The 21,987-nt window shown below is 54.2% G+C and carries 21 protein-coding genes; 9 read left to right on the top strand and 12 right to left on the bottom strand.

Annotated features, from left to right (window positions below):
• Positions 1-184: 184 nt before the first annotated feature.
• Positions 185-3,571, top strand: coding sequence for a hybrid sensor histidine kinase/response regulator (locus AC0JZ1_RS05555; RefSeq protein WP_471881422.1), 3,387 nt, complete (start codon positions 185-187; stop codon positions 3,569-3,571).
• The gene (locus tag AC0JZ1_RS05550) at positions 3,564-4,487 is read left to right on the top strand and encodes a response regulator (RefSeq protein WP_471881421.1); all 924 of its coding nucleotides are present in this window, start codon (positions 3,564-3,566) and stop codon (positions 4,485-4,487) included. Before AC0JZ1_RS05555 ends, AC0JZ1_RS05550 begins: the two co-directional genes overlap by 8 nt.
• 16 nt (positions 4,488-4,503) lie before the next feature.
• Here the strand turns inward: AC0JZ1_RS05550 and mhpT are convergent, their stop codons facing one another.
• Positions 4,504-5,718: a 3-(3-hydroxy-phenyl)propionate transporter MhpT gene (mhpT, locus tag AC0JZ1_RS05545; RefSeq protein ID WP_471881420.1), complete on the bottom strand. Its 1,215-nt coding sequence runs from the start codon at positions 5,716-5,718 to the stop codon at positions 4,504-4,506.
• Positions 5,719-6,156: 438 nt separating this feature from the next.
• On the opposite strand from mhpT, the gene AC0JZ1_RS05540 reads away from it, so the two are divergent.
• Positions 6,157-6,678, top strand: coding sequence for a chemotaxis protein CheD (locus tag AC0JZ1_RS05540; RefSeq protein ID WP_471881419.1), 522 nt, complete (start codon positions 6,157-6,159; stop codon positions 6,676-6,678).
• 100 nt (positions 6,679-6,778) lie between these two features.
• Here the strand turns inward: AC0JZ1_RS05540 and AC0JZ1_RS05535 are convergent, their stop codons facing one another.
• Positions 6,779-7,894 carry a branched-chain amino acid ABC transporter substrate-binding protein gene (locus AC0JZ1_RS05535; RefSeq protein WP_471881418.1) on the bottom strand — a complete coding sequence of 372 codons (1,116 nt, stop codon included), beginning with the start codon at positions 7,892-7,894 and terminating at the stop codon, positions 6,779-6,781.
• A gap of 763 nt (positions 7,895-8,657) precedes the next feature.
• Between AC0JZ1_RS05535 and AC0JZ1_RS05530 the strand changes: the two genes are divergently transcribed.
• Positions 8,658-9,194: an AAA family ATPase gene (locus tag AC0JZ1_RS05530; RefSeq protein ID WP_471881417.1), complete on the top strand. Its 537-nt coding sequence runs from the start codon at positions 8,658-8,660 to the stop codon at positions 9,192-9,194.
• Positions 9,195-9,552: 358 nt separating this feature from the next.
• Here AC0JZ1_RS05530 and AC0JZ1_RS05525 read toward each other — a convergent pair whose 3' ends face one another.
• The 6 genes from AC0JZ1_RS05525 to AC0JZ1_RS05500 all read right to left on the bottom strand — a co-directional run bounded on the left by AC0JZ1_RS05525 (position 9,553) and on the right by AC0JZ1_RS05500 (position 15,054).
• A complete protein-coding gene (locus AC0JZ1_RS05525; protein ID WP_471881416.1) occupies positions 9,553-10,668 on the bottom strand; it encodes a branched-chain amino acid ABC transporter substrate-binding protein in 1,116 nt (371 codons plus the stop codon).
• 106 nt (positions 10,669-10,774) lie between these two features.
• Positions 10,775-11,128: a DUF6867 family protein gene (locus AC0JZ1_RS05520; RefSeq protein WP_471881415.1), complete on the bottom strand. Its 354-nt coding sequence runs from the start codon at positions 11,126-11,128 to the stop codon at positions 10,775-10,777.
• Positions 11,129-11,152: 24 nt separating this feature from the next.
• A complete protein-coding gene (locus AC0JZ1_RS05515) occupies positions 11,153-11,881 on the bottom strand; it encodes an ABC transporter ATP-binding protein (protein ID WP_471881414.1) in 729 nt (242 codons plus the stop codon).
• Positions 11,881-12,750, bottom strand: a complete 870-nt coding sequence (locus AC0JZ1_RS05510) for an ABC transporter ATP-binding protein (protein ID WP_471881413.1) — start codon at positions 12,748-12,750, stop codon at positions 11,881-11,883. The genes AC0JZ1_RS05515 and AC0JZ1_RS05510 overlap by 1 nt, the downstream gene beginning before the upstream one ends.
• A complete protein-coding gene (gene livM, locus AC0JZ1_RS05505) occupies positions 12,750-14,147 on the bottom strand; it encodes a high-affinity branched-chain amino acid ABC transporter permease LivM (protein WP_471881412.1) in 1,398 nt (465 codons plus the stop codon). The genes AC0JZ1_RS05510 and livM overlap by 1 nt, the downstream gene beginning before the upstream one ends.
• 4 nt (positions 14,148-14,151) lie before the next feature.
• Positions 14,152-15,054 carry a branched-chain amino acid ABC transporter permease gene (locus AC0JZ1_RS05500; protein ID WP_471881411.1) on the bottom strand — a complete coding sequence of 301 codons (903 nt, stop codon included), beginning with the start codon at positions 15,052-15,054 and terminating at the stop codon, positions 14,152-14,154.
• Positions 15,055-15,489: 435 nt separating this feature from the next.
• Here AC0JZ1_RS05500 and AC0JZ1_RS05495 point away from each other — a divergent pair, with 435 nt between their 5' ends.
• Complete coding sequence (locus tag AC0JZ1_RS05495; protein WP_471881410.1) at positions 15,490-16,521, top strand: DUF2793 domain-containing protein; 1,032 nt, start codon at positions 15,490-15,492, stop codon at positions 16,519-16,521.
• 183 nt (positions 16,522-16,704) lie between these two features.
• Entirely contained in the window at positions 16,705-16,980 is a 276-nt protein-coding gene (gene sciP / locus AC0JZ1_RS05490) for a CtrA inhibitor SciP (protein WP_062555519.1), read from the top strand.
• Positions 16,981-16,995: 15 nt separating this feature from the next.
• On the opposite strand, the gene AC0JZ1_RS05485 is transcribed toward sciP, so the two are convergent.
• Positions 16,996-17,505, bottom strand: coding sequence for a paraquat-inducible protein A (locus AC0JZ1_RS05485; protein ID WP_471881409.1), 510 nt, complete (start codon positions 17,503-17,505; stop codon positions 16,996-16,998).
• A 78-nt stretch (positions 17,506-17,583) separates the two neighbouring features.
• On the opposite strand from AC0JZ1_RS05485, the gene AC0JZ1_RS05480 reads away from it, so the two are divergent.
• Complete coding sequence (locus AC0JZ1_RS05480; protein ID WP_471881408.1) at positions 17,584-17,865, top strand: GNAT family N-acetyltransferase; 282 nt, start codon at positions 17,584-17,586, stop codon at positions 17,863-17,865.
• A gap of 178 nt (positions 17,866-18,043) precedes the next feature.
• Here AC0JZ1_RS05480 and AC0JZ1_RS05475 read toward each other — a convergent pair whose 3' ends face one another.
• Positions 18,044-18,394: a flagellar export protein FliJ gene (locus tag AC0JZ1_RS05475; RefSeq protein ID WP_471881407.1), complete on the bottom strand. Its 351-nt coding sequence runs from the start codon at positions 18,392-18,394 to the stop codon at positions 18,044-18,046.
• Positions 18,395-18,835: 441 nt separating this feature from the next.
• Here AC0JZ1_RS05475 and ctrA point away from each other — a divergent pair, with 441 nt between their 5' ends.
• Complete coding sequence (gene ctrA / locus AC0JZ1_RS05470; RefSeq protein WP_112562832.1) at positions 18,836-19,537, top strand: response regulator transcription factor CtrA; 702 nt, start codon at positions 18,836-18,838, stop codon at positions 19,535-19,537.
• A gap of 384 nt (positions 19,538-19,921) precedes the next feature.
• On the opposite strand, the gene AC0JZ1_RS05465 is transcribed toward ctrA, so the two are convergent.
• Together AC0JZ1_RS05465 and chpT are read right to left on the bottom strand one after the other, a co-directional pair.
• Positions 19,922-20,284: a response regulator gene (locus tag AC0JZ1_RS05465; RefSeq protein WP_471881406.1), complete on the bottom strand. Its 363-nt coding sequence runs from the start codon at positions 20,282-20,284 to the stop codon at positions 19,922-19,924.
• Positions 20,285-20,417: 133 nt separating this feature from the next.
• Entirely contained in the window at positions 20,418-21,065 is a 648-nt protein-coding gene (gene chpT, locus AC0JZ1_RS05460; RefSeq protein ID WP_471881405.1) for a histidine phosphotransferase ChpT, read from the bottom strand.
• A 200-nt stretch (positions 21,066-21,265) separates the two neighbouring features.
• On the opposite strand from chpT, the gene AC0JZ1_RS05455 reads away from it, so the two are divergent.
• The gene (locus tag AC0JZ1_RS05455; protein ID WP_471881404.1) at positions 21,266-21,853 is read left to right on the top strand and encodes a DUF1134 domain-containing protein; all 588 of its coding nucleotides are present in this window, start codon (positions 21,266-21,268) and stop codon (positions 21,851-21,853) included.
• Positions 21,854-21,987 lie beyond the last annotated feature (134 nt).

The following is a 21,987-nucleotide window of genomic DNA, read 5'->3' as shown; positions in this document are numbered from 1 at the left end:
GGCGGGAACGGCTCGGAAACCTCCCCCGCAGCGAATGTTGATGATGCGGAATAAATAAAGCGTCCCCAGTCACTTGCAAGCAGCTGTGTCAGACTTGTGACGGAGATGGATGGAGCTTGCAATTCTTTGCAGAACCATCGAAAATGCACAATTACTCATCATGCACAAAGAGACGGCATAATAGATGGCAGCGCGGCAACGCATCATCCCCATCCGGCGTGACTATAACCGCTGGGTGGCGGACCAGACGCTGGAAGATTATGCGCTTCGCTTTACCGCGAAAAGTGCACGCCGCTTCTCCTCCAACCGTATCTCGCATACGGCGATTGGCGCGATCTCATTCCTGGCTTTGGAAGCTATAGGCGGCGCGATCACAATCTCCTACGGCACGACGAACGCCTTTTTTGCCATTCTTGCAGCCGCGACAATCATGCTTCTGGTTGGCCTGCCGATCAGCCGCTACGCAATCCGGCACGGCGTGGACATCGACCTCCTGACCCGTGGCGCAAGCTTCGGCTATATCGGCTCCACCATCACGTCACTGATCTATGCCAGCTTCACCTTCATGCTCTTTGCCATCGAGGCATCGATTATGACGGGTGCGCTTCATCTGGCCTTCGGGATTCCACCCTGGATTGGCTATATTATCAGCGCTGCTGTGGTCATTCCGCTCGTCGTATATGGTGTCCAGCTCATTTCCCGCTTCCAGCTGATGACACAGCCGTTCTGGATCATTCTCAACATCCTGCCCTTTCTCTTTATTGCGGTGATGGATTGGGAGAAGTTCGATCTCTGGCGATCCTTTGCAGGGGTCGGCCATTCCAACACCGGGATCGGGGGTGCGGCACCATTCGACCTTCTCGAGTTCGGCGCGGCCTCCGCTGTCATCCTGGCTCTCATGCCGCAGATCGGCGAGCAAGTGGATTTCCTGCGGTTTCTGCCGGCGGAGGGGCAGAAACGCTGGCGCCATCGGGTGGCGGTTTTCCTGGCGGGTTCTGGCTGGGTGGTTCTGGGCGTGCCAAAGCTGCTGGCGGGTTCGTTTCTGGCTGTCCTCACACTCTCTACAGGCGTTCCAATCAAAGAAGCAGGTGATCCGGCCCATATGTATCTGGCAGCCTTCGGTTACATGATCCCGAACGGAACCGCTGCCCTTCTGCTCATGGCAGCCTTCGTGGTCGTGTCACAGCTGAAGATCAATGTGATGAACGCTTATGCGGGTTCGCTGGCCTGGTCGAACTTCTTTTCCCGCCTCACCCATAGCCATCCGGGACGCGTGGTCTGGCTGATCTTTAATGTCGCGATTGCGCTTCTGCTTATGGAGCTTGGAATCTACCGCCTGCTGGAAGCAACGCTCGGCATTTTCTCCATTATTGCCATGTCCTGGCTATGCACGATTTCAGCGGATCTGTTCATCAACAAGCCACTGGGCCTTTCCCCACCCGGTATCGAGTTCAAGCGTGCGCATCTTTACGATTTGAACCCCGTGGGTCTTGGGGCGATGTTCGGCTCCGCCGCAATCGCACTCCTCGCGCATTTTGGGCTATTTGGTGTCACTCTCGCCTCGCTTGCCAGCTATCTGACGCTTCTTGCCTTTCTCATCTCGCCGTTCATCGCCTGGGCAACAGAGGGTCGTTACTATCTCGCACGCAAGCCCCGCCACGGTTGGAAACTGTCCACATCCATCACCTGCTCAATTTGCGAACACCCGTTCGAACCGGAAGATATGGCATGGTGCCCGGCCTATGCAGCCCCGATTTGCTCCCTCTGCTGCTCGCTCGATAGCCGCTGCCATGACATGTGCAAGCCGATGGCACAGATGAAAGCGCAAATTGGCACAGTGGCGCGATCCATGCTCTCCGACCGGGTCGTGGAAAAGCTCATGACCCGGTTGGGTCGCTATGCGCTGACGGCAGTTCTCTCCATTTCGCTGATTGGCCTCATCCTTCTCGTCATTGCCTACCATGTCGGCAAGGCAGCGCCTGCCAATACTGAAGTGATCTATGGCACCACGCTGATCGTGTTTTTCGCCTTTGCGCTAATTGCGGGCATCGTGTCCTGGTTCTATGTGCTGGCGCATGACAGCCGCGTCGTGGCGGAAGAGGAAAGCTCACGACAGAACACGCTTCTGCTGAAGGAAATTGCCGCCCACCGAAAAACCGACAGCGCGCTGCAACAGGCCAAGGAAACAGCGGAAGCCGCCAACCGTGCCAAAAGCCGGTACGTCGTTGGCCTCAGCCATGAATTGCGCACGCCGCTCAATGCTGTTTTAGGCTATGCTCAGCTTCTGGAGCGCGATGAGACCATTCCCCCACCCCGCCAATCCGCCATCAAGGTCATCCGGCGCTCTGCCGACCACCTCTCTGGGCTGATCGATGGCTTGCTGGATATTTCCAAGATCGAGGCCGGGCGGCTTCAGGTCTATTCCAACGAAATCAGCATTCAGGACTTTCTCGATCAGATCGTTGATATGTTTCGCCCGCAGGCTCAAGCCAAGGGGTTGAGCTTCCATCATGACCGAGCCTCCGGCCTTCCCACTTATGTTCGCACAGACGAAAAGCGGCTGCGACAGATTCTCGTTAATCTCCTTTCCAACGCCATTAAGTTTACGGATGCGGGATCGGTTCGCTTTGAGGTGGCCTATCGAAGCCAGGTCGCCACCTTTACAGTGAGCGATACAGGGCGCGGCATAGCGGAAAAAGACCTTGCCCGTATTTATGAGCCCTTCCAGCGCGGCGAAGCCGAAAGCATTCGCCCTATGCCAGGCCTTGGTTTGGGACTGACAATTACACGCTTGCTGACCAATACGTTGGGCGGGGAAATTTCCGTCAGCAGCCAAAAAGGGGAAGGCTCGAGCTTTCGCGTGCGATTGATGCTTTCCGCCGTCAACCGCCCGACAACGCTGCTCGCCCCGGAGAAGAAGATCATCGGCTATAGTGGACCGCGACGAACATTGGTGGTTGTCGACGACAATGAAGATCATCGGGACCTGATGCGCGAAGTGCTGGCACCGCTGGATTTTGTGGTGCTGACCGCCAGCGACGGCCCGGCCTGCCTGACCTTGATTGAAGGTGTGAAGCCCGACCTTTTCCTTGTGGATATTCTCATGCCCGGCATGACCGGCTGGCAGCTGGTGGAAAGACTGCGGGAAAACGGACAGATGGCACCGATCCTGATGCTGTCAGCCAATATTGGCGATGGAGCGAGCACTATTCGTGCGGGCGATGGCCATAATGACGCAATCGCCAAACCCGTTGATATCCGCCAACTATCGGACAAACTTGCCAAACATCTTGGACTAAGCTGGATCTACGAAGGCGAACAGCCCGAGATCCAATCAACTGGCCCCGCACCTCTTCACCCTCCACCGGCAAGCGATATCAGCGATCTCATTCAACTTGCAGAAATTGGCTATATTCGCGGACTTGAAGGGCGTCTTTCAGACATTGCAGCAGAACAGACCCATGCCGCCTTTACGAACGCGTGCCGCAATTATATCCAAAGTTTCGACATGGCCGGACTGGTGAACTTCCTCAAACAGTTCAGCGAGGAAAGGACTTCCATCCATGGCTGAACGGGCCCTCCCCCGCGATATCGTACTTCTGGTGGACGACAGCCCGGAAGCGCTAGGGTTTCTCACCGAAGCATTGGAGCAAAGCGGCGTTTCGGTGCTGATAGCGACATCCGGGCAATCTGCGCTTGCCATTATCGACCGCATCACGCCGGACCTCATCCTGCTGGATGCAGTCATGCCGGGCATGGACGGTTTTGAGACCTGTCGTCGTCTCAAGGCAAATCCAGCCGCGTCCCAGGTGCCGGTCATCTTCATGACCGGCCTCACCGAAACAGAGCATGTCGTGAATGCACTGGATAGCGGAGGTGTGGATTACCTCACAAAGCCAATCAATATCGATGAATTGCGCGCTCGAATCCGGGTTCATCTTTCGAACGCAAGATCCACCCAAAGTGCAAGAGTAGCCTTGGACGCAGCAGGTCGCCACCTTCTGGCTGTGCGCGCCAATGGAGAGCTTCACTGGTCCACACCGCAAGCCACCCGTTTGATGAACAGTGTGCTTGAAGCGGGATACAAGATGAATAGCCTGGCGGAAAAACTGGCCCCCTGGTTAGCAGATCGAGAGAGGGCGGGCTTTTCAAGAGAATTCACTCCGACTTTCGATGCAACCCAACAAAGCCCGTTGCAATTTGCGTTTCTGGGAGCCATCGGCGTCGACGAGTATCTGATCCGCATTACGTCTGCCAGCACGCTTGCTGGCGATGCCTTACTGCGCGATCACTTCAGCCTGACTGCGAGAGAAGCAGAAGTTTTGCTATGGATCGCTAAAGGAAAGGCCAACAAGGATATCGGGGAAATTCTGGGTCTCTCTTCGCGCACCGTCAACAAACATCTGGAGCAAATTTACGTCAAGCTGGGCGTGGAGAACCGCGCATCGGCAGCCGTAAAGGCTGCCAATGTGCTTCATGAACGTTAAGCCAGCTTGGCCAGTATCAGACAGACGCAACCACTCCTGCGCGCGACCTCTGCCTGAGGAGAAGCATCGTGGTGAAACCGGCCAGAATGGTGATTGGCACAAGTGCAATCATGACATCAGATGGCGTGCTGCCGCGAGCAACTAGAAAACCGGCAAGCAGTGGCCCAGCAACAGAGCCCAAACGACCCACGGCCACGGCCATCCCCACGCCCGTTCCTCGGACTTCAAAACCATAGCACTGCGGGGCGAGACCATAGAGAATGGCCTGCATCATCAAAATTGCCGCGCCCACCAGCATGCCACCCGCAAGCATGAGGGTCAGATTGGCTGGCAGTACGGCCAGCATCAACAGCGCCGCTGCAGCTGCTCCGAATGCCACCCCAACTGCGACTTTCGGATTTTCCCGATCCAGAATTCGACCCCCGATGACACTGCCAGCAATGCCACCAATGTTAAACAAGATCTGCACAAGCGCGGCATCATTGCGCTCCAGACCACGGGAAACCAAGAGCTGCGGCATCCAGTTGAGCAGAAGATAAACCACGATGAGTCCCAGGAAGAAGGAAACCCAAAGCGAAATCGTTGTGAACAAGGTGGAAGGTGCAAACACCTTGGCAAATGCAGCAGCCGCTGAATTCGTAGCACTTTTAACCACTGCCATCGGCGGCAGCATGGTGTGGACGAAGGGAGCCAGCGCGATCGGCATCAATCCCCCCACCAAAAATATTGTGTGCCAATCACCGCCATGAAGGCCAAGCATGGAAACACCGCTCGCCACGGCACCGCCCAAGGGCACGCCCGCATAGACTACTGCTACTGCGCGGCCACGTGCATTCTGTTCCACCGATTCCGCTGCAATATTCAGCATGTTGGGAAATGCGCCACCTAACCCGACGCCCGTCAGGAAGCGAAGAATGAGGAGTTGCTCATAGGTCGAGACGAAGATCGTCATGACTGAGAAGAAGCCGAATGTAATAAGTGAAAGAACCAGCCCTGTACGCCTGCCCCACACATCGGCAATGCGCCCGCCTGCCAAAGCACCAAGGATCAGGCCGATTGTAGCCGATGACAGAAAAGCTCCGATCTGCTGCGGGCTGAGCGCAAAGGCAGGCGCGAGCTTTGGAACGGCAACACCAGCTGCCTGCAAGTCAAAACCTTCAATGACTGCCGCCAGGAAAGCGAGCGCGAGCGCTCGTCCTCCGCCTGGGCGAAGTTGTATTTGCATAAACATGATGTCCTCCCGTGGCACGACCCTCCCCGGATCATGCGCCATGACCACTTTGTCCTCTTCGCCTCCATGCGACGGACTAACAATCGTCAAGACGATAACGCTATGTCGAATAGCAAGTCAAGTAGTATGCGTTGCATACAATTATAAGAAGCGTTGACACGCGACGTCCCGGACACGTAACGGCAATCGGAATCGAAGCGGAACGGACATGTTCGAGACAACTTCCTTCTCGCGAGAGTAATAACTATCTAACATAAAATAATTTGAAATTTATGTTGTTTAAAATTCGAGAAATTAATTTAACGCGAGTAAAACAGCCAAATTGTACTCATCGAAGGTAACTTTAACTAATTTTAGCCATTGATAATTTACCTATCAGAGTTTGAGCATTCGTTATCCTCTCAAGCATATGATCGGGAAGCATAACGGAGACAATTCATGACCGTCATCCTCCAGCCTAGACATGTTATTGGAGGAGAGTGTTTGGTTTCCCGCAATCCGAACACTGTTTATATGACCGTACTCGGCTCCTGCGTATGCGCCTGCGTTTATGATCCAATGAGTGCAGTGGGTGGGATCAATCATTTCGTTCTTCCTTATGGAGCAGAACAAGCTTCGGGCGATGCTGCCAATCGCTACGGAGAAGTGGCGATGCGTAATTTGATTGACGGATTGGTGCGCTTTGGCGCAAAGCCAGAGCGTCTCGTTGCCAAACTCTATGGCGGACGCACAAGCGGTGCAGCTACAACTGGAGCAGGCATATTGAATGCCGCCTTTGCCAAACAATTTTTGCGTGACGAAGGAATCCCCCTGCTGGACGCCAAACTAGGCGGACAGGTTGCTCGGTGGGTAACTTTTAAGCCTACTACGGGCGAGGTCGAAATCCGCGAAGCTGCCGAACCCGCCAAAAGCTTCCGACGCCTGCCCCAAAAATATCCAGGCAACAAAATTGCCTGCTGAGATTGTAATTAGTCCAAAAATGGAAAAGGCCCGGATTTTCCCCGGGCCTGTGTGCCGGTAAAGCCCGTTTTTGACGGGCTTCACTTGGCGATCTATTCAATCACATCTGGAAGTAGGAATACTTGCCGTCAGGGCCCTTCTTCCACTGGTACATCACATAGTCAGGACGCGTGATATCACCCTTGGCGTCAAAGCCGATGTCACCGATAACGGTCTTGAATGGACCCTTCGCCTTCATCGTTTCGGCAACCTTCTGCGGATCGTTCGAGCCTGCTGCCTTGGCAGCGTCAGCGATGATCTGGAGACCAGCATAGGAATAGAGCGTATAGGCTTCCGGCTCGAAACCAGCCTTGCGGAACTTCTCGACAAGATCCTTGGCGCTTGGGTTGGTGCGTGGGTCTGGCGGGAAGGTCATCAGCGTGCCGTTAACGGCATCGCCAGCAATCGAGGCCAGTTCGTTCGACGTAATACCGTCACCCGACATAACAGGAGCCTTGAGGCCTTGGTCCGCCATCTGACGCATCAGAAGACCGGCCTCTGTGTGCAGACCACCGTAGTAAACGACGCCGACGCCGGCCGCCTTCATCTTGGAAACGAGCGCTGAGAAGTCCTTATCACCGACTGTGATACCTTCGTAGATGACTTCCTTAACGCCGAGCTTGTTCATGGCCTTCTTGGTTTCATCGGCAAGACCCTGACCATAGGTCGTCTTGTCGTGAATGACCGCGACCTTGGCATCCTTGAACTTTTCAACGATGTACTTGCCCGCAACCTCGCCCTGCTGATCATCACGACCGCAGGTGCGGAACGTGTTCCACAGGCCGCGTTCCGTGTATTTTGGGTTCGTTGAAGCTGGTGTTACCTGCAGAATGCCGTTTTCTGCGTAAACTTCAGCGGCAGGAATGGACACGGCCGAATTGAAGTGACCGACAACGAATTTCACGCCATCAGCAACGAACTTGTTGGCAACGGAAACGCCCTGCTTCGGGTCCGACACGTCGTCACCGAGTACAACCTTGATCTTTTCGCCGTTGATGCCGCCAGCTGCATTGATATCTGCCGCTGCCTGTTCGGCACCCTTCTGCAACTGCGCGCCAAACGCAGCGTTCGGGCCTGTCAGCGGGCCGCCAACACCCACCAGCACGTCCGCGAAGGCAGAGCCGCCGAAGGCGACAACAGCCGTCAACGCGACCGCCGAAAGAAGAGACTTCTTCATCATTTTACTCCCAGTTTATTCAGCGGGTCCAATAAATTACCCTCGCAAGCCCCACTTTCCTTGCGCGGTTAAGAGTTTCCCCGAGACACACTCTGCTGCGGAAAACAACGCGCTGTCAATTCTTACTCTTGCGTGAACACTAATTTATTTTTTCACGCTATAGATGCATAAGGATTTCTGATATCGTCACATGGCATGGCGCGTCGAAGGGCACAATGAAGACATGCGCAAAAGAAGAGCAAATGTATTTTTAAGACGCAAGGAATTGTAATTTTTTGCCGAAAAATCATTCACTTGCAAAGAGGCTAACCGCAGCCGCGCCTCAACCACACATTGTTTTCAAACTGTTTATAGAAATAAGTGTTGAGGCTTCTCACAGAAAAATTCGTAGCCTGTTGAAAAAACTTCGAACTAAGGATCAACCCGATCAAACATCATGGTTTTCCAAAGATCTTTCTTCATCAATAGAAGAGAATTTCCAGCGCCTACATTTTGTCCAAAATCGAAGTTGTACTAAAGTATATGGAAAAAATGCCTTCTGATCTCAAGTGACGACAACGGCATGAAGGCAGTAAGGCATAGACCCGGCGCAGTGGCTCCAGGGGACAGCCGGCCTCGAGAAAACGTCAAGCAAACCTGCGTTAACAGTTTCGCGTCCAGACTGTATGAAAACCCTCTCGGCACAATGCCTTGAGCATGTGAGACGGAGCACGATTTCCGCATCGCTTGATGCACATGCAATCCATCAGAGGATACACATTGCATGAACCGCCTCATTGTCATTTCCGGCTGCTCTGGAGGAGGAAAATCATCACTCTTGCAGGAACTGGGTCTTCGGGGTCACCAAACCGTTGAAGAGCCCGGCCGCCGAATCGTTGCTGACCAAATGAAGGGTGATGGCTCAGGCTTGCCTTGGGTCAATATGGCTGCGTTCGCCAGTTTGGCCATGAAGCGAAGCCTGGAAGATTTGGAAAACGCAAGACGGTTGCAGGGCTTCATCTTCTTTGATCGGGGCTTGGTAGATGCCGCAAGTGCGCTACTGGCTTCTTCAGCATCAGAGACTGACAGGAAAATGGCCGTAGAGATCTGCAAACGCTATCGCTATCACCATACCGTGTTCATGACCCCACCATGGCCGGAAATCTACCGCACAGATAGCGAGCGCAAACACGAATTTGTCAGCGCTGTGGAGGAGTATGATCGCCTCTGCGCTTTCTATCCCTTGCTTGGCTATCAACTTAACATTCTTCCTCAGAGCAGCATCTGCGAACGTGCAGACTTCATCCTTTCCAGTTTATAGCGCACGGGGTGAGGCCAGCTCATTTCAAGGTCTTGGACCTGTGCCTTTCCCAGCGGGAAAATTGTTAAAGCCGCCAGATTAACAGAGCCGGGAACTCAGTTTATCTGGCGGTCAAAAACCCGCGCTCCCCTCGACGGAGGGGTTTGCCATGTGGCCTATCCGGTTTCGAACGGATTGGCCTGTGCATCGACTACGATCGCCCACTATTCACACCACATCAGCTGAAAAGGAAATATTTTAGGACGCCCATGCCCTAGAAGCGCCTATGAATACTGATTTTACGAATGGCAGAATAAAATGAAAAAGGCCCGGATCTGATCCGAGCCTTTCCATGAAACAAAGGAATTCTAAAAACAGCTTACATCTGGAAGTAGGAATACTTGCCGTCAGGGCCCTTCTTCCACTGGTACATCACATAGTCAGGACGCGTGATATCACCCTTGGCGTCAAAGCCGATGTCACCGATAACGGTCTTGAATGGACCCTTCGCCTTCATCGTTTCGGCAACCTTCTGCGGATCGTTCGAGCCTGCTGCCTTGGCAGCGTCAGCGATGATCTGGAGACCAGCATAGGAATAGAGCGTATAGGCTTCCGGCTCGAAACCAGCCTTGCGGAACTTCTCGACAAGATCCTTGGCGCTTGGGTTGGTGCGTGGGTCTGGCGGGAAGGTCATCAGCGTGCCGTTAACGGCATCGCCAGCAATCGAGGCCAGTTCGTTCGACGTAATACCGTCACCCGACATAACAGGAGCCTTGAGGCCTTGGTCCGCCATCTGACGCATCAGAAGACCGGCCTCTGTGTGCAGACCACCGTAGTAAACGACGCCGACGCCGGCCGCCTTCATCTTGGATACCAGCGCTGAGAAATCCTTATCACCGACTGTGATACCTTCGTAGACGACTTCCTTAACGCCGAGCTTGTTCATGGCCTTCTTGGTTTCATCGGCAAGACCCTGACCATAGGTCGTCTTATCGTGAATAACGGCAACCTTGGCATCCTTGAACTTTTCAACGATGTACTTGCCCGCAACTTCGCCCTGCTGATCATCACGACCGCAGGTGCGGAACGTGTTCCACAGGCCGCGTTCAGTGTATTTTGGGTTCGTCGAGGATGGAGTGACCTGCAGGATGCCGTTTTCCGCATAGACTTCAGCAGCCGGGATCGACACAGCGGAATTGAAGTGACCGACAACGAATTTCACGCCATCAGCAACGAACTTGTTGGCAACGGAAACGCCCTGCTTCGGGTCCGACACGTCGTCACCGAGTACAACCTTGATCTTTTCGCCGTTGATGCCGCCAGCTGCATTGATATCTGCCGCTGCCTGTTCAACGCCCTTTTGAATCTGCGCACCGAACGCAGCGTTCGGTCCTGTCAAAGGCGCACCAACGCCAACAAGAACATCAGCCCAAGCCGATCCCCCAAATGCGACGATAGCAGTAACTGCAACAGCCGAATAAAATAGGCTCCGCATATGATCCTCCCAAAATATATCGAAGTCTTAAAATGTAAGACGGCGCGGAAATATTTCCGCGCCGTCTGTCCGACACTGAATTTTTAATTGGCAAAGGAAGTAACTGTCAACCCTTAGCCTTCCAGGAGAAGGGTGAAGTTTTCTCGTAGAGCCAATAATAATTATTGGTCATCTGCTGCGTACGACGATGGCGGAAACCAGCCGTCGAGAAAACGATGAGGAGCGCCACATCGATTACGTAGTATTCCAGGCTCAAGAATGGACCTTGGAAAAGCGCATAATGCAGAAAGCGCATCATGAAACCCAGCAGCAGCGTGTAGACAATGACCAACGGATAGTTGTTCCAGCCATCCGCCACCGCCTTGCCCGTTCGCCACGCAGTCCAAAAGCCTAGCAGCAGCACGAGCAAGCGCAACACATAGCGGGCGCCTGTATCGCTTTCGAAGAAAAGACCTTGCATTTCAGATTCTCCTTACGCCTGCGATCAATGACGTCCGCCTTCGAGATAGGCGGCGCGAACTTCAGGATTGGACAGAAGGTCTTTGCCCGATCCACTCATGGTGACCTGGCCGTTGACCATGACATAAGCGCGATGGGACAACTTCAATGCAGCAAAGGCGTTCTGCTCGACCAAGAAGACCGTGAGGCCCTCCTTCTCGTTCAACTGCCTGATGGCCTCAAAGATCTGCTTGACGATCAGCGGTGCCAAACCGAGCGATGGCTCGTCCAGCAGAAGCAACTTCGGACGAGCCATGAGGGCGCGACCAATGGACAACATCTGCTGCTCACCGCCCGACAAGGTGCCGCCGCGCTGGCTCTGACGCTCCCGAAGACGTGGGAAAAGCGCGAAAATCTTTTCTACATCCTCATGGAAGTATTTCAGATTATCGAGCCCTGCGCCCATCTGCAGGTTTTCATACACCGTCATGCGCGGGAAGATGCGGCGACCTTCTGGCGATTGTGCAATGCGAAGACGCGCAATCTCGTGGGTTGGCATACGGGTAATATCGCGCCCTTCGAACACCACATTGCCGTGGCGCGCCTGTGGGCTACCGCAGATCGTCATCATCAGCGTGGACTTGCCGGCACCGTTTGCGCCGATCAAGCTGACGATTTCGCCCTTATGGACATCAACATCCACGCCAGCAAGCGCACGGATATTGCCGTAATAGGTCTCAACGCCGGAGACCTTCAATAGAGGTTCGCCAGCCATTACTGCACGCTCCCGTCGAGTTCTTCAGAAATAACGTTCTCAACCTCGTCGTCTTCTACGCCGAGATAGGCCGCGATGACCTTTGGATCGTTCTTCACATGATCCGGCGTGCCGTCGGAAATTTTCTGCCCATATTCGAGGACGACGACATGGTCCGATATTTCCATGACAACGGACATATCGTGCTCAATCAGAAGCACCGACGTGCCGGTTTCGTCGCGAATGCTTCTCAACAAGGTATTGAGTGCGAGGGATTCTCGTGGGTTCAGACCAGCCGCTGGCTCGTCCAGGCACAGAAGTTCCGGGCCTGTGCACATGGCGCGTGCAATCTCCAAACGCCGTTGATCACCATACGGAAGATCGCCCGCCGGATCATCTGCACGATCGATCAGATCCGTCTTTTCGAGCCAGTAGCGAGCCAGTTCGATAGAAGCCTCTGCTTCGCGCTTGTAGCTGCCAACACCCAGAAGACCCATAACCGTATAACCGGAAGCCTTCATAAGTTTGTTGTGCTGTGCCACGAGCAGATTTTCCAAAACGGTAAGGCCGGAAAAGAGCCGGATGTTTTGGAAGGTTCGGGCCACCTTGGCCTGCTTGGTGATATCGAAATCAGATAAGCGTTCGAGCATATACTGCTTGCCGCTTTTCTGTGTCATCGAGATCATGCCCATCGTGGGCTTATAAAAGCCGGTGATGCAGTTGAAGACAGTTGTCTTGCCTGCGCCGTTCGGCCCGATCAGCGCGGTAATTTCCCCGCGCTTCACTTCCAAAGACAGGTCGTTGATGGCCATGAGGCCACCGAAACGCATCGACAAATGCTCGACCTTGAGAATGGTATCCTTGTTCATTGTGTGAGCTCCGGAGGTCATCAGCCGTGTCCCTCCTTCGTGAAGCTTCCTGAGACGGCCTTACGCTCCTTGAGGAAGGCTGTCGGTTCGCGCGAGCCAACGAAACCGCGTGGCTTGAACAGCATGACCACGACCATGGCCAGACCGAAGATCAGCATGCGGTAAAGCTCAGGTGTGAAATCATCACCGAAGACATGCTTCAGGAACTCCATCTCACGCAGCAGTTCCGTGCCGCCGACCATGACGATGGCCGCAACGGCAATACCCGTCAGAGACCCCATGCCACCGAGAACAACGATGGCCAGAATGACCGCCGATTCCAGGAAAACGAAGCTTTCCGGAGAAACAAAGCCCTGACGAGCCGCAAAGAACGAACCTGCGAAACCACCGAACATGGCACCGATCGCAAACGCTGTGAGCTTGGTCTTGACAGTGTCAATCCCTAAGGATCGGCAGGCAATCTCATCTTCACGCAACGCTTCCCAGGCACGACCGATAGGCATGCGACGAAGCTTGATCGTGACATAGGCCGTGAGAAGGCAGAGCGCCAGGATCACATAGAAGAGGAAGATCTTGTAATAGGCAGATGACATCGGAAGGCCGAAAGCCTTGGCGAAATTGTTTGGCGCACCGACATCAAAAGAATAGATGCCGAAGACAGAGGCTTTGGCAATGCCGGATATACCGGCCGTACCACCCGTGACTTCAGTCCAGTTCATCAGCACCAGGCGGATGATTTCACCGAAGGCAAGCGTGACGATGGCGAGATAGTCCCCGCGCAGACGCAAGACCGGGAAGCCTAGGATAATGCCCCAGAAAGCGGCGAGAATGCCCGCGACCGGCAGCAATATCCAAAAGGAGAAGCCGAAAGCGTCTGAAAGAATGGCGTAGGAGTAAGCACCGACAGCGTAGAAAGCCACGTAACCGAGGTCGAGCAGACCGGCGAGACCGACGACCACGTTCAGACCCCAGGCCAGCATGACATAAATGAGGATCTGGATACCGAAGTTGTCGACGAACTTGAGCGAGCCCTGCACGCCATTCAGCGAAATAGCCAAAGGCGGATAAAGAACGAGGGCAACCAGCGCGATCTTCAAGAAGTGCTTATGGAAAAAGCCCTTGTCCTCAGAAATCTCAAGGATACCCGATTTCGCCTTGGCGAGCTTACGGCGATCAAGATGCGGCTTGATGAAGCCGACGACAAGGAAGCGTCCGACAGCCGATACCACTACAAAGACAGCCAGAAGCGTCCAGCGCGTGCGCCAGACCAGGCGGTTGTCTATATCCTGATACGTCTCAATGCCAACGTACAGAAGGAACATGCCGAAGGCGATAAGGCCTGCCAGCAACGCCTCCTTCATAGCTTTTGCCACGGGGCTAGGCGCGGCTGTGGAAGCCGAAGTTTGAGTATTGGCCATGACGTTACACCTTCTCAACTTCAGGACGACCGAGAATGCCGGTCGGCTTGAAAATCAGCACGAAGGCGAGGATCGCGAAGGTCGCGACATCCTTATAGGCAATCGAGAAGTAGGCGGACCAGAGGGACTCGATCAGGCCGATCAGCAACCCGCCGAGCACTGCGCCGGGCAGAGAACCGATACCGCCAAGAACGGCAGCCGTGAAGGCTTTCACACCGGGAATGAAGCCATCGGCAAAGGAAGCAACGCCATAATACATGAGGTACATGGTGCCAGCGACAGCGGCGAGTGCCGCACCCATCACGAAGGTAATCGAGATCGTACGATCAACATCCACGCCGAGAAGAGCAGCCATCTTGCGGTCCTGCTCCGTTGCGCGCTGCGCACGGCCAAGCGGTGTCTTGTGAACGATATACCAGAAGGCGGCGAGAAGAACCGTCGTGAGAGCAACGATGACCAGCTGCTTCAGCGAAATCGTCACTGTGCCGAAGTGGTAAACATCATTCACCAGCGGCGGGATCGGCTTGTTGCGCGGACCCTGCGTGACCTGAATGAAATTCGACAGCACAATCGACATGCCGATGGCCGTAATCAACGGCGCAAGACGAAACGAGCCACGCAGCGGGCGATAAGCAATGCGCTCGATCGTCCAGTTCCAAAGGCTCGTTACCAGCATGGCCACGATCAACATAATCAACAGCGCCAGCGCGACCGGAATGCCCGCGAAAAAACTGGTGATAATCAGGAAGATGATGAGAGCGGCAAAGCCGCCGAGCATGAAAATATCGCCATGGGCGAAGTTGATCATGCCGATGATGCCGTAAACCATCGTATAGCCGATTGCGACCAGGCCATAGATGGATCCAAGCGTCAGCCCGTTGAGGAGCTGCTGGATAAAATATTCCATAAACTTTCCCCCGACGCATCACGGCCTCATTGCCGTAGCGCCCATGTCTGTGTGGCCCTTAAGGGTTCTTAGATTTTGCGGGAGTCATAACCATTTCGTCAAAAATGTGAAGCAAAAAAGCTTTGATTTAGCCATCTTCCCCCAAACAATGCTTAAAGTGATTTTAGAGTAAGCAAAAGTACTATAATTTCAGCAGCCTACGCTGAAAAAATGGCTTGCGCATATTGCGGGGCCTGGCCCCTCAGGACAAGCGGAAAAAACCGCGCCAAGTGCCCTTTTTCGCCGCATTGCAGCATACTCACCAGCTCCAGGCCTCACGTTGGATGATGACGAATTCGGCCAAGCCGCAAGGCGCATCAATACGTTAGGCAAAATACATACACCAGCTAAAGCCAGCATTTAGGATAGTCCGACAGTTTGGTCGGAGTTTTATTCATGCTTGATGAAAGTAATAATCTTGCTCTTTCTTTTATACAGCCTTCTCAATCACAAAAGCATGTGAGCTTTAATGAAACCGTCGCTATCCTGGATAGCCTGGTGCATTTGACGATCGATGCACAAGCCACGCAACCACCCGTCAGCGCACTGCCGGGCGCTCGTTTCATCGTCAGCGCAAACCCCGCATCCGAATGGGGTGGTCACGAAGGCCATATTGCGGTGCGGGAAGAAGATGGCTGGTCCTTCCTTGAGCCACGAGAAGGCTTTCTGGCGTGGTTCAGGCATGAGAATGGATTGCGTATCTTCAGCAATAGCGAGTGGCGGACACTCCCGACGCCAGACGATCTCTGTACGGGCCGGTTGGGTATTTCCGCCAGCGCCGACCAGATCAATCGTTTCTGTGTTTCATCTCCCGCAAGCCTCTTTAATCATGCTGGCACCTCCCATCAGATTAAAATCAACAAGGCATCAAACCCTGACACGGCTTCCATGCTGTTCCAAAGCAATTGGTCTGGACGCGCTGAACTGGGCTTGATGGGCAGCGATCAGTTTTCTCTCAAAGTCAGTGAGGACGGCAGTCAATGGGTGACCGCGCTCTCGATCAATGACAAAGGGCTGGTCACACAGCCCACACGCCCCGTCGCTAGGGCGTTTTCCGCCGCCGGCTCTATGGTTCCCACCTCCAACAGCCCGCGCGGCTTTGCCGCCTTGGCCAATACGCAGGGCGGGATGGCGCTTGGTTCCTCGTTGCCAGGTGGGGGCAACACACTGGTTTTGTCCGAGGCAGGCACCTACCTCATCTGCCTCAATATCACCTTGCTCACATCCAGCGGACATTCCGTCAGTCTTGTTCGCAATGGCGCAGAAACGATTTTCACTGTGCACTGCTCATCTTCCAGCGCTGCAACACTCAGCCGAACAACGATTGCCTCATTCAATGCGAACGATACTCTGAACTTGATTCATCAGGGCTCTGCGACAGTGCAAGAAGGCCCCACAGCAACCGAGCTGGTAGCGATAAGACTTTAGGTCAGGACTTGGGGTATTTAAGGATGGACAAATGTAGACCGTGAACGGCCAAGATTCGAATGATCTTACACAAGAACAGCGTGTTGCATCATGATTCATACAAATTGCGGAACACGTTTAGTTAATTGTTAAATCTGCCCGGTTACCGTCTGCCTCGTGGTCTTGTGTAGTGTAGAGAGTCCAATGACCGAAATGATCCGTCCACGAGTAAAATATGTCATCGGCCCCGATGGCAGCCCCCTGACAATCGCGGATTTGCCGCCGGCCAATACGCGCCGCTGGGTTATCCGCCGTAAGGCAGAAGTGGTTGCAGCGGTGCGCGGTGGCTTGCTGAGCCTCGAGGAAGCGTGCGCGCGTTATACCCTGACTGTTGAAGAATTCCTGTCCTGGCAGTCCTCCATCAACGATCATGGTCTTGCTGGCTTGAGAACCACCCGTATCCAACAGTATCGTCACTAGTCCGCACGCGAGATTTCATTGTTTCCCATGCTCCCTCGGATGATCCGCCGGGGGAATTTTGGCTGGAACGAGATCTCTTGCGACTGTTGATGGAAAAAGCAGCCCCACGCCAATGGCGGAGGCCGCATAGAACCAGAGGCCAGGCAGAACCGAAACGGATGCCAGGCCACTGCTCTTGGCCGCGAATATCGCGATTGCAACCAGCATCACGTCAACCATAGACCACTTCGACAGATGCGGAAGCACGCGGCCGAGCCACCCTTTGAGGGAAATAGCTCCGATTTCCAGGGTAAAAAGCACTGCAATCTTTGCAGCAGGAAAGATGATGGAAAAGAGCGCCACCAGCAAAGCCAGCGCCACCTCCCCTTCTGCCCATAATTCACCGATGAGATCCAGCAAGGACGGCGTTTTTGAGAGAAAATAGAGCCGTTCGAAATGCATGATTGGCAACGAAATGCCCGCCGCAAACCATGCCGCGGCCACCAATGTGCAAAACAACCGCCACCGCTTGAAAGCGTGCTTCAACGCCAATCCTCTTGCTTGATGTGATTTGTGACTTGCCTATCTGATGTTAGGACGTCACCGTGACCAAAGGAAGTTGGAATGGATATAAGCAACGAAGAATACAAATCACGCGGCGCTTATCGGATTACCTTGCCGGAAGGTTCAGCGGAAATGACCTATTCCCGAATTTCCGAAAAACTGATCGACGTAGACCATACACAAGTTGATGAGGGACTTCGGGGAAAAGGCATCGCTCAGGCTTTGGCAGACCATGCTGTGGCTGAAGCGCGAAAGGGCGGCTGGAAAATCATCCCATCATGCTCATTCATGAGCGCACAGGCAGAACGCCACCCTGACTGGCGGGATGCCATTCAGCGATAAAGCGTGTTGCGATTTTTGCGAGTCGCGACCTGGGCTTCAAAATATTTGTTCTTCCGCCTGCAATTCAAGCAGAACCGCTGCGCGGCAACAACTGACGCGACCTTTTGAAATACGCAGAAACGGGCTTACCGCAAGGCGCAAGCGCCTGCGGTTCCACCGGCCGTTTTTATCTCGACTATCAGGCGCGGGCGCGAACGCCCCCATCCCTTTCTTCCAGAGCTGTCGCCTTGGCAAGCTCAGCCTGAGCTTCTTCCAACGCCAGTTCTGCCGCATCCTGCTGCACCCGCAATTCACGGATGGAAACCTGCAGATTATCTGCACGCTGACGCGCTGCCTTTGCAAAGGTTGGATATGCAAAGTGATTCGGGTCTGAGATACCCGATTTCTTTTCTTCCAGCGAAATCTGGTGCTCCAGTTCCTTCGCCATTCTTTCGAATTCAGCCATCATCATCTGCAACTGCTGCAGCTGACGACGCTTCTCATTCACCTGAAATTCCTTCAGGCGCACAAGGCTGTCACGCGTCTTCATACGCAATACTCCCGTGGATAGCGAGACCCCGGCCACTTCACAACTCTCACCCTGAGTCCGCTGTGCAACACATGGGACTTAAAAATTGCCACGCCGTTAATTATTTCACGTGCGCAGTAACCTTTCGTTTACGGGCATCATTAATGATAGGGACGATCATTTAAGGGTCCGTAAATGCCATGGCCGGTTTTCGGCCGACGACAATGATGAGTCGTATGAATCGCTTAGAGGGAATTCTTCCCAAAAAGATTCAGGAATGGCGCTGGCGAATTCACGTGAGAAATCAGGCGAATACCAAGTTTGTTTAACGAATTCCTGTGCCTTGCCAAAGGCGGTGAGATTTTGTTAACCAATTGGTGTCAGCTTCCAAATCAGGCAACGTCTGGAACCGTTTTCGCGTTGGGGGGCATTCACACCTTCGCGGCGGTAAAGGGGAAAATTATGCGGGTTCTACTCATCGAAGATGACAGCGCGACTGCTCAGAGCATCGAGCTGATGCTTAAGTCCGAGAGCTTTAACGTCTATACGACGGATCTCGGAGAAGAAGGCGTCGACCTCGGAAAGCTGTACGATTACGACATCATTCTGCTGGACCTCAATCTGCCGGACATGTCCGGATACGAGGTGCTTCGTACACTGCGTCTTTCCAAAGTTAAGACGCCAATCCTGATCCTGTCCGGTATGGCAGGCATCGAGGATAAGGTTCGTGGTCTCGGCTTCGGCGCCGACGACTACATGACCAAGCCGTTCCACAAGGACGAGCTTGTTGCACGTATCCATGCCATCGTTCGCCGCTCCAAGGGCCACGCTCAGTCGGTCATCGTGACTGGCGAACTGATTGTGAACCTGGATGCAAAGACGGTTGAAGTGGGCGGCCAGCGCGTTCACCTGACCGGCAAGGAATATCAGATGCTTGAGCTGCTTTCCCTGCGAAAGGGCACAACGCTGACGAAGGAAATGTTCCTCAACCACCTGTATGGCGGAATGGACGAGCCAGAACTGAAGATCATCGACGTCTTCATCTGCAAGCTTCGCAAGAAGCTGGCCAATGCGGCCGGTGGCGCAAACTACATCGAAACTGTTTGGGGCCGTGGTTATGTGCTGCGTGAACCAGATGGTGCTGAGTACGCCGAAACGGCCTGATCAGTTGCCACCCGCAGGGTTTGAATTCCGCCCGCACCTCACGGTGCGGGCGTTTCTATTTCTGCTTTGCAAAATTCCTGTTTTCCCTCACGTGAGCCCATGCGAACGATAAGAGCCGCAGACTGTAATCCACCGAGCACATAGAACGAGAGTGCAGAAATCTGTTTGACCATGAGGCATTTCGCCCGCGCGAGGCAGGCATAGGACGCTAAGCACTGGAACCCTTTGAAGAGCGCTTTACAAAGTGGCGGCGGTTAAGAGCGATAGTTGAACCTTCGATCTCTTTTCATGCAGTTCGCATGCAACGCCGATGGCGCTTTTGTAAGGTTAGAGATGCTGCATCAGAGTGCATAGCTCGCAAGCCGTGATGAGCAGCTATCTGCCTTAAGCGACCTTGCTCAGCCCGGAAAAGACGGAAGAGAGGATCTTCCGGTCAAAAGGCTTCAGCAGAAAATCATCTGCCCCTGCCCGCTTGCCAGCCATCATTTTTTTCAGGTCGGCTTCAATCACACAGTAATATATGCGGACACTCTTCCCGTTGGGGAGGCCACGAACCGCTGAAATCAGTTCCAAGGCGCCTTCCAGGGCCGCATCGACAATAAGAATATTGGGAAGATCGGCCTGGCATCGCATAAGGGCTTCCCGATCACCGGAGGCTTCCACCACCAGGAAGTTAAGTTCCGTGAGGATACGCTTTGCAACGGTCCTTACGATATCCGAATGATCGGCAATCATCAGGCGCTGCATTGTGTTCCTCCCGGCGCAAAACGGCCAAACCCGCGTAGGTAAAGATACGCGGGTTCAGGGTAATCTTCTGAGGCTAAAGAAGTGTTACCGCCATCTATCCTTGAGTCAGGCGACCAACCTCAGGCGCGGCGGTTCAGGCAGCGGCAGCTTCAGCAATGAAGGTGATGCGGTCTTCATGCACCACATGCTTCAGTTCCATATTGCACTCATCGGCCAGAAGCACCGTGTAATAGGGCTGGATGGTGTGCGCATCGACTGCCTCCTCCATCTGGCCGGACAGGACCTCAACATATTTCGCAGGCAGGCGCAGCATACGGCCCTTTACAGTTATGCTGAATTTCGCATCCGTTTCCGGGTTTTCAACCACGACATCCAGCGAGCCGCCGCGCGGAATGGCGCTATAAGCCACCAGAAACAGATTGAGCAGAAGCTTTACTTGATTCTTCGGAATAATGGCGCGTGGGCCGCTCCAGCTCACTTCCGTCTTTTTTTCAGCAGCGGCGAAATCCTTGGCCGCCTTTTCAGCTTCGCCCGTATCGATCGACGCGCCGACGGAGCCGGATGCGCCGAACGCAAGTCGAGCGAATTTCAGGCGAACGGAGGCGTTCAGCGCGGATGTGCGGATCAGATCCAATGCATCAGCATCGGTTCCACCTTCGTCGAGCAGTTCAAGCCCATTGTTGATGGCGCCGACCGGCGAGATGACATCGTGGCAGACTCGGCTGCACAGGAGCGCCGCCAGATCGGGACCGCTCAGCGTGAGGTTCGGATTCTTCGGCATGGTTCATTCCTGTTTCAGGGTCTTGGCATTTAGAGCCAGATGACACGATAAGATTGCCCCGAGCTTTCTGCATGCCGCGAAGGCCGGGAGTTTCGCCGCCATAATGACACCATTTTTGGTAAACCGGTTGTTAACACGATGCCAGCAAGATAGGCCCGCCGTAACAACTGGCATTCAAATCGGAAGGAACGGACACGCTCATGCACTTCGAACGAGTTTCCGCTGTCGCCCGGCTGCTGGCCGCCACATTCTGTTCAGTGCTTCTGGCCATGCAGGCTGCGCCTGCATTTGCCCAGCAAGGCGCCTCTCAATATTCCGTGCAGGAGATCGTGGATGCCGGTCATGGCTTCTTCGGTTCAGCCAGCGGCGGTCTGGCCAAGGTCGTGGAAAACGCCTTCGCCCAATATGGCCTGCCCAATGGCTACATTCTCGGGCAGGAAGGTTCAGGCGCATTCATTGCGGGCCTGACCTATGGCGAAGGCGAGCTTTACACCAAAAATGCTGGCAACCATCCAGCCTTCTGGCAAGGCCCATCGCTTGGCATCGATTATGGCGGACAGGGCACGCGCACCATGATGCTGGTCTATAATCTGCCTTCAGTGCCAAGCCTTTATCAGCGTTATGGCGGCGTCAGCGGCTCTGCGTTCGTCGTGGCTGGCGTAGGCATGACGGCGCTGCGCAACGGCGATGTCACCGTGGTTCCCATTCGCACAGGCCTTGGCGCGCGCCTTGGTGTTAACGTCGGCTACCTGAAATTCACTCAGTCTGCGACCTGGAACCCCTTCTGACCGGGGCCTAAGGCTGCAAAGCCGCACACACGAACGGGCTCATGCCACAAGGCATGAGCCACATTCTTATAATGTTCTTGCCGATATTGCCGAACCTCTTCGGAAGCTTTAGCTCTATTGGAAATAACCATCCT

It is taken from the genome of Affinirhizobium capsici (assembly GCF_977018625.1).
This window is presented reverse-complemented; position numbering and strand designations above follow the sequence as displayed.